Raw genomic sequence first — 11968 nt, forward strand, 5'->3', positions numbered from 1 at the left:
GAAGAACGAGAGCTTGCCGACTTTTCCTAGGGAGCAAACCAGCAGAAAGAATCCAAACGTGTCGATAAGTTGGCTTGACCCTCTAGTTTTAGATGCAATTACCCAATGGCTGAGGCATCCAAACGTAAGCGCACTCCCCCTCGGTTTTGGAATGAGATTACGCCAGAATCCGCCGAGTTGAACCTGCCTCCGACGGCATGGCGGCACGAGGCTACCATCAACAAACAAATTCAGGTTTACGCTCAGCTGCATCTGCTGGAGCAGCTGATGGATTCGCTGCCCGTCTGCGTCTCCTACGTCGATCGCAACCGCTGCTACCAGTACGCCAACACCACCTATCAAAACTGGTTTGGCCTCAAGCCTGAGGAGATCTATGGTCAGCCCCTGGAGGTGGTGATTGGGCCTGAAGCTTACCAGAAGGTGAAGGCCTATATCGATCGCGTCCTGGCGGGCGAAGCCGTGGTCTACGAAGCGGTGATTCCCTACGCGGTGGCGGGTCAGCGCTACGTGCAGGGCACCCTGGTCCCCGACCACAACGTGGACGGCCAGGTGCAGGGATACTTTGCGCTGATCCAGGATCTCAGCGAGCGCAAGGCCGCCGAACTGGCCCTTCAGCGCAAGGCGGAGCGCGAGCAAACCCTCTGGCAGATCACCCAAAAAATTCGCCAAACCCTGGACCTGCCCAGCATTCTGGCCACCGCTACCGCTGAGGTGCAGAGCTACCTCCAGGTCGATCGCACCCTGATTTTCCAGTTCACCTCAGACCACAGTGGGGCCATCATTCAGACCACGGCCCAGGCCAGTTGCCCGGTTACCCCCACCGCCCAGGAGTGGCAGGCCGATGGGCTGCGGCAGCGCTGTTACCACTACTACAGCCAGGGCCAGGCCAAAGCGATCGCTGGCCTGACCGCCGATCTAAATGAACTGTGCCTCAGCCCCTGGATTGAGCTGACGGAGGCTAAATCGGCGATCGTGGCTCCCATTTTGCAACCTCAGCCCCAGGGCGGCAGCAATTTGTGGGGATTTTTAATTGTGCAGACCTGCGCCAGCCCCCGACAGTGGGAGTCCGGCGAAGCCGAACTCCTCGAACAGGTGGCCGACCAGCTGGCGATCGCGGTGCAGCAGGCTGATCTGCTGGCTCAGTTACAGTATCAGGCCCAGCGACTGGCCGAAACTAATCAGGCTCTGGCGCGGGCCAACCAACGTTTGAACGACCTGAGCCACCGCGATCAGTTGACCCAAATTGCCAACCGCCGCTACTTCGATACCGTACTTCAGCGCGAATGGAAACGCCTGAGCCGCAGTCATTCGCCCCTGGCGCTGATCATGTTCGATGTCGATCACTTCAAGCAGTTTAACGATTGCCACGGGCACCCCTCCGGTGATGACTGTCTCATCACCGTGGCCAAGACCAGTCAAGCCGTGGTCAATCGCCCATCTGACATCGTTGCCCGCTACGGCGGCGAGGAATTTGCGGTGGTTTTGCCGCACACTACCCTGACCGGGGCCGCCACCCTGGCCGAAGCCATTCGCGCCCGCATTCGCGCGCTCAACATTGTCAATTTCCAGTCCGCCACCGAAACTGTCTATGTCACCGTGAGTCTGGGGGTCGCCTGCCAAGTTCCCAGCCGCGATCTGTCAATTCAAACCCTGGTTGCCGCCGCCGACCAGGCTCTCTACCGCGCCAAGCAGGAGGGCCGCGATCGCGTCGTGTGCTGGGAGGGCTAAACACTTAGGTTGTCGCCAAAAGACTTTAGTAGTAGACTGGTAGCCATCGAAACCGAGCCTTTTTCTATTACTTTTGTGCTGACAAAATCAAGGTTTCGCTAAGAACATGAAGCGTGTATGAAGTTGGCGTATGCTCCCTTTAAAGCCCAATCAATCATACTTCTACGCTGCTGTTTACCAACTTTTGCAGAAAGACTTTAAGTTGGCTCAGCGAAGCCGACTTTGCTTAGCTGCCAAGGCCTTTAGAATTCCGGGTGGAGTAACTCCCCCCTAGTTGATGCCTCACGCTACAAACTTTACAAAGCCTGTCTTTTCTGGTTGAGTTTCTGCCTCGCTCTTAAGGTAGTACAGGTAAAATACCCTATCCTGAGACACCAGTCGTTTTCTCTTTATTCGCCAAGCATAAAAGTACTCATTGAGCACCTGGCTGCGGAGTGATCTAAGCAGATCCTGCAGGCTCCTTTGAGCGCCTCTGCTACGACCTACTTAGAGAGAATTAGAGCAGATAGAGACAAAGACTGCAAGAGAGCTGATACCAGAGAAATAGCTTTAGTCAGGCCGCGTAGAAAGGTTTTGTGAGCAGCCGAAATTTGGGACATCGATCGGGCCTATAGCCATCGGCAGCAGACAACTTTGGACAAGGTTTCACCTCCGGCAGTAACGCCTGTGAACCCAGCTTGACTTTCAAAAACGCTATCGAACCGCTACATCAGAAGAGTTACTGCCCTGTCTGTAGCAGGGTAGCCTGCAATTTTCAGGAGTTTCTGCAATGACCACTAACCAAAAGATCGAGGCTTTAGACGCCGCAACTCAGCAGCCACTAGACCCATCGCCTCAAAAGCATCATGCTTTGAGCAAGTTAATCATCTCATTGTTTGAACCCCTACCTCGTCCTTTGGGAACTGTAATTCGGCGTTTGGGCTATCCTCTTCTCTCGCAAACTTGGGGAAAGAATATTTATATTCAGGCCTGGGTCGAAATTCTTGGCATTCACAGGATGCTGATTGGTGACGGTGTGAGAATACTGAGGTATTCAATTTTGAACTGCGATTTTGCCAACTGTCGATTGATGTTGGGTAAAAACGTCTCTTTGGATCGTGACGTCAGCATTCGTCTGGGCGACAACTGCACCATCACTATTGGCGATGATACCTATATTGGCCCCCATAGCTGTATATCTGGGCCAGGCCATGTCACCATCGGCCAAGGCTGTATGATCGCCTCTATGGTCGGTATTTACGCCAATCAGCATGGTCACGTGGGTTACAGCACGCAGGGAATTGAGATCGAAGACAAATGTTGGATCGGGTCTGGCGCTAAGGTCTTAGACGGTGTCAGGATCGGCTACGGCAGCGTGGTTGGGGCTGGGGCGGTCGTCACTAAAGATATTCCCCCGTATTCGGTCGCCGTAGGCGTTCCTGCCAAAGTTCTAGAAAATCGTAGAACGACTCCTGACAGCTAGTGGGGGACGTTGCCCTGGGTGTGATCCGGTGCTGAAAAGGTTCTGGAGAAGCCAAAGATTCATAGGGAATCTTTTGAGATGGTTTATGGCCATCTCAAGCTGGGGCCAAGACTGTATGCCTGTTTTTATCGAACTGGCTACGGCTAGATGCCAAAAAAAGCCCCCAACTCTCTTCCGAGGAAGAGGATCGGGGGCAAACATGGGGATGCCAGGAGAAATCAGGAATAAGCAAACTCAATGCGATGATTGAGAACTCTCACCAGCGCTGGGGTTGGCCATCGCTATATTTGGTCAGCCTACCGAATGGCATGGCGGAGCGCTTCGGCATCGAGGGGCTTAATGAAATAGAGACGAACCAGGTCGCCGACGATGCCCAGCACCAGGGGAATTTTTCGCAGCTGCTTCAGCCAGGCAGGTGCTGAGGTGGCCATCAGCTGATTGATTTTGAGGTTGCGATCGGCGGCGCGCTCCAGGCGAGGAAAGAATTCGGGGTGGTCAACGTTGAGATAGATTGGGAAGGCGCGGGCGGCGGTATCGTTGGTTTTGCGCACGACTTCAATGTCGAAGGCCGTGGCATCGAGGCCCAGCATTTCGTAAAATTTGGCCCGTTCGTGGACGGTGAGGCTGTGGGTAGCAAACACCGAAAGCAGAAAGAAGCGGCTCCAGAGGCGGCCCTGCCAGGTTTGCCACATGGCGGGCTGCGACCTGACCAGCGCCTTGAAAATATCGCCGTGGCGGTTTTCGTCCTGGCACCAGCTCTCGAAGTAGTTAAACAGCGGATAAAAGCTGTGCTCGGGATGCTGCTCCAGGTGCCGGTAAATGAGGATATAGCGCCAGTAGCCGATTTTTTCGGAGAGGTAGACGGCGTAGACAATCCACTCAATCGGGAAGAAGGTGTAGGTGCGGTTTTTGGTCAGCTTGGCCAGGTCGAGGGAAATGTGGAAATCCTGCATGCACTTGTTCAGGAAACCCGCGTGACGGGCTTCATCGCGGGCCATCAGGCTAAAGATTTCGGCCAACACTGGGCTCCGCCCCTTCAGCCGCCGCGACAGTTCTTTAAACAGCAAGAAACCGGAGAACTCTGAAACACAGGATCGCTCCAGGTAGTCGATGAACGCCTTGCGCTCCTCGCCCTGAATGTGTTCCCAGCTTTGCTTAAAGGAGTCGTCGCGGATGAAGTGGTGGCGGTTGTAGTCGGCCCGCATTTCGTCCAGCATGGTCTGGAGCCCCTCTTCGGATAGGGACAGATCCATCGCTGCGGCTTTGTCAAAGTCGGTGGTGTAGAACCGGGGCGACAGCAGGTTTTCTTCAATAGCGGTTTTTACCGAGCTGTCACCGGGCTGAGGGGCTGGTCTAGGGGGAGCAGTCACCATAGCATTCTTGGGTTAAACGATTGAAAAGCACTTTATCACTAAGTAGCTATCAATAGTCAAGCCCCGTTAAAGGGACTCCCAAAAGAAGGTCTGGGAGCAGTGGTTGAGTACTGGAGGGGATGCTGCGGATCGCTTGCCCCAGGCAAAAAACACTTTTCTTAACGGATGAGGCTATTACTGAGGGCGATCGCCAAATCGCCCTCGTCGCCTTTCCTGGGTCACTGTCTCCGCTCCAGCGTTCGGCAAGTAGATTGCAGAGACACAAAACTTAAACCAGCACGATTAAACAAAAGCTTAATAGCTGTATAGTGATCAAAAGATTTTTACCTGTCGCTGTGAGAATTTCCTATGACTGACCTAGCTCAACGGCTGCGCGAAGGCACCCAGGTTTCCCACACCCTGTCTGAAAACACGGCCTTTATGAAGTGCTTTCTTAAGGGGGTGGTGGAGCTGGAGCCGTTCCGCAAGCTCACCGCCGACCTCTATTTTCTCTACAACGCGCTGGAGATCGAAATGGCCCGCCATGGGCAGCACCCTGTGGTGGGGCCGATGATCTTTGCTGAACTGCTGCGGACTCCAAAGCTGGAGGCAGATCTGGCCTACTACTACGGCGATCGCTGGCAGCACGACATCGTAGCCACTCCGGCGGGGCTGCGCTACGTCAACCGCATTTTAGAAGTGTCGGCCAGCAACCCGGCCCTGCTGGTGGCCCACGCCTATGTGCGCTACATGGGCGATCTTTCCGGCGGGCAGGGGCTGCGGCACATCGTGCGATCGGCGCTAAATTTGCCCCCCGACCAGGGGACCGGGCTGCACGAGTTTGACGATCTGCCCACGGTGGAGGCCAAGCGCAACTTCAAGTTCAGGTACCGCGATGCGCTGAATGCCCTACCGGTGGATGAGGCGCTGATCCAGCAGCTGGTGGAGGAGGCGAATTTGGCCTTTGCCCTCAACCGTGACGTGTTTCACGAGCTGGAACCCGATGTGCGGGCGGCGGTGGGCGACCACGTGTTTGACCTGATTACCCGCCAGGATCGCCCCGGCAGCACTGAACCCCACCACCACCACGGCATGGTGGCCCTGATGGCAACGGAATAAGCCCTCGTAGGGTGCATTAGCGAAGCAATGCACCTCCCAGCATCCCAGGGGTGCATTGCGGCTCAAAAGCCTGGACCCAGGGTGGTTTGCCAGAGAGAAAGAGCCGCTAATGCACCCTACAAAGCCACATTCATCCACCTTTTGCAAACACCTATCACTATGCTCTCCCTTGTCAACCCCGTCGTGTTTGACCCAGCGCTGCTGCATAAGTACAACCAGCCGCTGCCCCGCTACACCAGCTATCCTCCGGCCACCGAGATGAAGGAGGCCTTTAGCCCCAGGGATTTTGAGGCGGCGATCGCCGTGGGTAACTACAAACAAACGCCCCTATCGCTGTACTGCCACATTCCCTTCTGCGAGTCGGCCTGCTACTTTTGCGGCTGCAATACGGTGATCACCCGGCAAAAAAAAGTAGCCGATCCTTACCTGGACTCTCTGGAGCGTAATATTGCCCAGGTGGCACAGCGGGTGGCCAACCGCCGGGTGAACCAGCTGCACTGGGGCGGCGGTACCCCCAGTTACCTGAGCCAGGCCCAGGTGGAGCGGTTGTGGACCGTGCTGCACCAGCACTTTGAGTTTGAGCCCGGGGCTGAGATCTCCATCGAGGTGAACCCCCGCGACCTGACTCGCGAGTATGTTTTCTTCTTGAAGAATTTGGGCTTCAAGCGGGTGAGTTTTGGCCTGCAGGACTTTGACCTCACGGTGCAGGCGGCGGTCAACCGGATTCAGCCCGAGGCGATGCTGTTTGAGGCGATGGGCTGGCTGCGGGAGGCGGGCTTTGAGAGCGTGAATGTGGATTTGATCTATGGGCTGCCCTACCAAACCCTGGCCACCTTCCGCGACACGATCGCCAAAACCCTGCGCCTCGATCCCGATCGCATTGCCGTCTTCAACTTTGCCTACGTGCCCTGGCTCAAGCCGGTTCAGAAAAAGCACATCAACCCGACTACCCTGCCCGGCCCCGCCGAAAAGCTGGAGATCTTCCATATGGCGATCGATCGCCTCACCGCCGGTGGCTACCAGTTCATCGGTATGGATCACTTTGCCAAGGCGGGGGATGAACTGGCGATCGCCCAGGCCCAGGGCCAGCTGCACCGCAACTTTCAGGGCTACACCACCCAGCCCGAGTCCGATCTGCTGGGCTTTGGCATGACCTCGATCACCATGCTGCACGATGTCTACGCCCAAAACCACAAGGGCCTGCGCGACTTCTACAAAGCCGTAGACACTGATACCCTACCCCTGGAGCGGGCTGTGGTGCTCAGCCAGGACGACATTCTGCGCCGGGCGGTGATCATGGAGCTGATGTGCCAGTTTGAGCTCTCCAAGGCGGCGATCGAAGAAAAGTATCACCTCAGCTTTGATCAGACCTTCGACGACTACTTCGCTCGCGAGCGAGAAGACCTCAAGACCCTTGAAGCCGATGGCTTGGTGCGGCTCACCCCCAACCACATCGAGGTACTTCCCGCCGGGCGACTGCTGATTCGCAACATCGCCGCCGTATTCGACACCTACCTGCGAAACCGCACCCTCCATCAGTTCTCCCAATCGGTATAGGCCAGTCCTTCAACCCCCCCCTCTTCACCGCCTCACGTCTTCACTCCTTCACCTCCCCACCACCATGGCCACCATCCTCGCCCCCCTCAATCTAATGGGCTACGTCAACCGCTCCGAGGTCAACGGTCCCGGCTGCCGGGCTGTGGTCTGGGTTCAGGGCTGTCGGCGGGGCTGTCCCGGCTGCTTTAACCCGGCCTCCTGGTCCTTTGCGCCCAACCAAATCGTGCCGGTGGAAGAGGTGGTCGAGCAGATTTTGGCCGATCCCCAAAACGAGGGCGTGACGTTTTCGGGGGGCGAACCTTTCTGGCAGGCCCCCGCCCTGGCGCGGGTCGCCAAACAGGTCAGGGCCGCCGGACTCAACACCATGTCGTTTTCAGGGTTTACCCTGGCGGAGTTACAGTCGGCGGCGGCCCCGCCTGGAGCTCAGGACCTGCTCGATCAGCTCGACATTTTAGTGGATGGTCCCTACGTCGAAACCCTGGCCGTCCACGACCCCAGTTCCCCCGTCTCCTCCCGCAACCAGCGGGTGCGCGTCTTTAACCCGGCCCTGAGCGATCGCATTCACTGGGCCAGCGACCAAATGGAAGTGCACATTCTCAAGGATGGCAGCCGCCTTGTCACCGGCTACTACGGGCAGCTGGGCCTAACGCCCTAGGGGCTGTCATCAATTAGCCATCGTTTCAGGGGCATGGGTCATGTCCTAACGGTTCTGGCGATGGCTATACCGGGCTTTTAGCCACAAATGATGACGGGCCCCAACACGTCAACCCTTCTTCCAAATTTATCCATGCAAACTCTCCCTTCTCTGACCATTGGCCAGTACACTGTCCCCTACCCGATTGTTCAAGGCGGCATGGGTATTCGCGTATCCGGTGCCAACCTGGCGGCGGCGGTAGCCAACGCGGGCGGCATCGGCATCATCTCGGCGGTTGGCCTGGGGATGCAGTCTCCCCATTTCAACATTGACGAAAAAAATCCCAAAAAACGCCAGACTGAGTTTTTTCGGGCCAACCAGTTGGCCCTGATCGACGAACTGCAAAAGGCCCGTGCCCTCAGCCCGAAGGGCGTGCTCGGTGTCAATATTATGGTGGCCGCGCGGGACTATGAATCGCTGGTGCGCACCGCCGTCGATCACGGCATCGACCTGATCTTTTCGGGGGCGGGACTGCCCCTGAACCTGCCGGAAATCACCGCCCATCGGCCCGAGGTGGCGCTGGTGCCCATTATCTCCAGCGTTCGCGCCGCCCAGGTGATCTGCAAAAAGTGGCAGCGCCTGTACGATCGCCTGCCCGACGCCTTTGTGGTCGAAAACCCCCAGGCAGCGGGCGGGCACCTGGGAGCCAAGGCCGAAGACCTGGGCGACCCGGCGATCGCCCCTGAGACCGTCCTTCCCGCCCTGGTGCAATACCTGAGCGGGTTCGAACGCCCCATCCCCGTGGTGGCGGCGGGCGGCATCTGCGATCGCGCCTCCCTGACCCATGCCCTCAGCCTGGGGGCCAGCGGCACGCAGATTGGCACCCGGTTCATCCCCACCGAGGAGTGCGACGCCGACCCGCGCTACAAGGAGTTTCACCTCCAGGCCCGGCCCGAGGACATTGTGCTGGTGCCTAGCCCGGTTGGCTTACCCGGTCGCGCCCTGCGCAATGCCTTCGTCGATCGCGTTAACAGGGGCGACACTCCTGGCCTCAAGGATCAGTGCTTTGCCAACTGCCTCCAGGTGTGCAAGTTTCGCGATCGCCGCGAGACCTACTGTATTCTGCGTGCCCTCGATCGCGCCTGCCGGGGTGATGTGGACAATGGCCTGGTGTTCGCGGGCAGCTGCGTGGGGGGCAGCCCGCGAATCCAGCCCGTGGCCGAGGTGATGGCTGAGTTGGTCGCGGGCTAGGGTTGGCGCCACAACACAATGCCGGGCGGGGTCTTGAACACAAGACCCCGCCCGGCATTGTTTAAGCGGCATTGCTGAACACAGGCATGAACCAGGAATTCAACGCTTGCCGGTATTTTAAGCGGTGACCGCCGCGCCGTCGGTGTAGCGGCACAGGTTGGCCCCCAGCAGGCGCAGCTTGCCCTCCAGGTCGTCGTAGCCGCGATCGAGGTGGTGCAGGCCCTGAATCGTAGTGCCACCCTTGGCCGCCAGGCCCGCCAGCACCAGGGCCGCCGAGGCCCGCAGGTCCGTGGCCAGGACCGGTGCGCCGGAGAGCTGGTGCACCCCTTTAATAATGGCGCAGTTGCCGTTGAGGCGAATGTCGGCCCCCATCCGGTTGAGTTCGGCCACGTGGCGCAGACGGTTTTCAAACACCGTTTCGGTAATCAGGCTGCTGCCTTCGCACACCGCCATCAGCGCCATAAACTGAGCCTGCATGTCGGTGGGAAAGCCGGGAAACGGCCCGGTTTGAATATCGGTCGGCACAATGGTGTGGGAGGGCACGTAGCGCACCCGACTGGGCCCGTCGATCACAACTTGGCCCCCCATTTCGTGGAGCTTGGCAATCACAGCGGTCAGGTGTTCAGGAATAACTGGCGACAGGCTGATTTCGGAACGGGTAATCGCCCCGGCCACCAGAAACGTGCCCGCCTCAATTCGGTCTGGAATAATGCCGTAGTCGGTGCTGTGCAGGCTGGGCACCCCGCTGATCGTAATGGTATTGGTGCCTGCGCCGCGAATGCGCGCCCCCATAGCCCGGCAGAAGTTGGCCAGGTCGGTGACCTCCGGCTCCTGGGCGGCATTTTCGATAATGGTTTCGCCATCGGCCAGGGTGGCCGCCATCATCAGGGTTTCAGTGGCCCCCACACTGGGGTAGTCGAGGTAAATTTTGGCTCCCCTCAGCCGTCCGCCGCTGCCGGGAACGTAGGCGTGCACCGTGCCGTGCTCGATGTGGACATCGGCCCCCATCGCCTGCAGACCGCGCACGTGCAGCTCCACCGGGCGAGCGCCAATGGCGCAGCCGCCGGGCAGGGGAATCCGCGCCACCCCCATGCGGGCAAGCAGGGGACCAATCACAAAAAAGCTGGCTCGCAGCCGACTGACCACATCGTAGGGCGCTTTAGTGTGGGCAATGGTGCTGGCATCGACGGTGAGAGCATCGCCTTCGCGCTTGAGCGTCACCCCCAGGGCGGTCAGCACTTCGCCCATCCGCTCGATGTCCATCAGGTTGGGGATATTGCGAATGCGGCAGGGCTGCGAGCAGAGCAACGTACCTGCCATCACCACCAGGGCCGAGTTTTTGGCACCGCTAATGGTGACCTGGCCCGCTAGGGAAGCACCGCCAGTGATTTTGAGTACAGCACCATCCGCTTCGGCAGCGGTCACAGGGTTGGGCAAACCGATGGATGTAACGATGGCGGTGTCCTCCACAACTGATAACTCCACTTTTCCCCGAATTTTCGTCTAGATTCTACCCGAAACCATCGATTCCGCCATAGCAATCCAGATCCATTTGCCAAACTTGGCCACATCAGGATAGCTGATTCATTCAGAATCACGAAATCTTTTTTCAAACTCTTGACTCGTGACGCATATCAGTGCATGATTACAAATCGCGGCGCTCATAACGCCCGGCCAGCGGAACTGGCGGAATTGGTAGACGCGCTAGGTTCAGGTCCTAGTGTTAGCAATAACATCCGGGTTCAAGTCCCGGGTTCCGCATCTAATCTAAAGCCAAACGGTTCATCGGGGGATGTAGCCATGCTCACGAGCCTGCAAAATCCCCTGGTGAAATCCGTTCGCAAGCTGCACCAGGCCAAGGCGCGGCGATCGCAGGCCCAGTTTTTGCTCGAAGGCACCCACTTAATTCAGGAAGCCCTGGCGGCTAACTATCCCCTGCAGGTGGCCTGCTATACCCCCGCCTGGGAGGTGGCCCATCCCGATCTGGCCCTGGCTCTACAGTCGGTCGAGCGGGTCGAACAGGTATCTGAAGCGGTGCTGGAGGCAATGGCGACCACCCAGCACCCCGACGGCGTCGTGGCGATCGCCCCTCAGGTACTCCGGTCCCCACAACCCGCTATTCAGGGGATTGGGTTGGCGATCGAAACGCTCCAAGACCCCGGCAACCTGGGCACCATCATTCGCACGGCAGTGGCCACCGGAGTCTGTGGCCTGTGGCTCAGCGCCGACAGCGTTGCCCCCGACCACCCCAGGGTGCTGCGGGCCTCGGCGGGGCAGTGGTTTCGGTTGCCCCTGGCGGTGGTGGACGATCTGGACACCCCCCTGGAGGGCTGGAGCCAGGCCGGGATACAGATCGTGGCCACCAGTTCCCACGCCGCGGTGGACTACTGGTCAGTGGATTTTACTCAACCGACCGTGATTGTGCTGGGCAACGAGGGGGCCGGGCTGTCGGAGTCGCTGCAGCGCCGGGCGACCGTACAGGTACGCATTCCCATGGCAGAGGAGGTGGAGTCGCTGAATGTGGGCATTTCGGCGGCACTGTTGCTTTATGAGGCTCTGAGGCAGCGGCGGGGGTGAGTGGATGGGTGGATGGGTAGGTGGGTGGGTGGGTAGATGGGTGGATGGGTAGGTGGGTGGGTGGGTAGATGGAGATGGGTGAAGGGGGGAATTGGGTTGGGAAGGGGCTGATTTGTGGTGTTTGGTGCCTGGGAGGGGAGGGTGGATTGGGGATTGGGAGTTGTCTGATTGCTCCCGGTGGTCAAAAATGAAAAGAAACTCTAGCTGCCGTAGGGTACCAAGGTTCGGCTCAAAGGTGGGGTCGGCTGGTTACGGTAGGAGGAGTGTGGGCTGGCTGCCCCTTCGCCG

At 58.5% G+C, this 11968-nt stretch carries 9 protein-coding genes and 1 tRNA gene; 8 read left to right on the forward strand and 2 right to left on the reverse strand.

Annotation, left to right across the window (positions count from 1 at the left end):
• Positions 1 to 105 precede the first annotated feature (105 nt).
• A complete protein-coding gene (locus NF78_RS10205; protein WP_052050093.1) occupies positions 106 to 1728 on the forward strand; it encodes a diguanylate cyclase domain-containing protein in 1623 nt (540 codons plus the stop codon).
• 769 nt (positions 1729 to 2497) lie between these two features.
• A complete protein-coding gene (locus tag NF78_RS33240) occupies positions 2498 to 3190 on the forward strand; it encodes an acyltransferase (RefSeq protein ID WP_035986038.1) in 693 nt (230 codons plus the stop codon).
• A 296-nt stretch (positions 3191 to 3486) separates the two neighbouring features.
• Here NF78_RS33240 and acsF read toward each other — a convergent pair whose 3' ends face one another.
• Positions 3487 to 4563 carry a magnesium-protoporphyrin IX monomethyl ester (oxidative) cyclase gene (gene acsF, locus NF78_RS10215; RefSeq protein ID WP_035986040.1) on the reverse strand — a complete coding sequence of 359 codons (1077 nt, stop codon included), beginning with the start codon at positions 4561 to 4563 and terminating at the stop codon, positions 3487 to 3489.
• Positions 4564 to 4911: 348 nt separating this feature from the next.
• Between acsF and NF78_RS10220 the strand changes: the two genes are divergently transcribed.
• The 4 genes from NF78_RS10220 to NF78_RS10235 all read left to right on the forward strand — a co-directional run bounded on the left by NF78_RS10220 (position 4912) and on the right by NF78_RS10235 (position 9103).
• Positions 4912 to 5661: a heme oxygenase (biliverdin-producing) gene (locus tag NF78_RS10220; protein ID WP_035986042.1), complete on the forward strand. Its 750-nt coding sequence runs from the start codon at positions 4912 to 4914 to the stop codon at positions 5659 to 5661.
• 159 nt (positions 5662 to 5820) lie between these two features.
• Positions 5821 to 7218, forward strand: a complete 1398-nt coding sequence (gene hemN, locus NF78_RS10225) for an oxygen-independent coproporphyrinogen III oxidase (protein WP_035986044.1) — start codon at positions 5821 to 5823, stop codon at positions 7216 to 7218.
• 64 nt (positions 7219 to 7282) lie between these two features.
• A complete protein-coding gene (locus NF78_RS10230) occupies positions 7283 to 7873 on the forward strand; it encodes a 4Fe-4S single cluster domain-containing protein (RefSeq protein WP_035986048.1) in 591 nt (196 codons plus the stop codon).
• Positions 7874 to 8005: 132 nt separating this feature from the next.
• Complete coding sequence (locus NF78_RS10235) at positions 8006 to 9103, forward strand: NAD(P)H-dependent flavin oxidoreductase (protein ID WP_035986051.1); 1098 nt, start codon at positions 8006 to 8008, stop codon at positions 9101 to 9103.
• A gap of 117 nt (positions 9104 to 9220) precedes the next feature.
• On the opposite strand, the gene murA is transcribed toward NF78_RS10235, so the two are convergent.
• Complete coding sequence (gene murA / locus NF78_RS10240; RefSeq protein ID WP_052050095.1) at positions 9221 to 10588, reverse strand: UDP-N-acetylglucosamine 1-carboxyvinyltransferase; 1368 nt, start codon at positions 10586 to 10588, stop codon at positions 9221 to 9223.
• 192 nt (positions 10589 to 10780) lie between these two features.
• Between murA and NF78_RS10245 the strand changes: the two genes are divergently transcribed.
• Both NF78_RS10245 and NF78_RS10250 read left to right on the forward strand, forming a co-directional pair.
• Positions 10781 to 10864, forward strand: a tRNA-Leu gene (locus tag NF78_RS10245).
• A gap of 39 nt (positions 10865 to 10903) precedes the next feature.
• A complete protein-coding gene (locus NF78_RS10250; RefSeq protein WP_035986055.1) occupies positions 10904 to 11680 on the forward strand; it encodes a TrmH family RNA methyltransferase in 777 nt (258 codons plus the stop codon).
• The last annotated feature ends 288 nt before the right edge of the window (positions 11681 to 11968 follow it).

It is taken from the genome of Leptolyngbya sp. KIOST-1 (assembly GCF_000763385.1).
Classification (GTDB): Bacteria; Cyanobacteriota; Cyanobacteriia; order Phormidesmidales; family Phormidesmidaceae; genus Nodosilinea.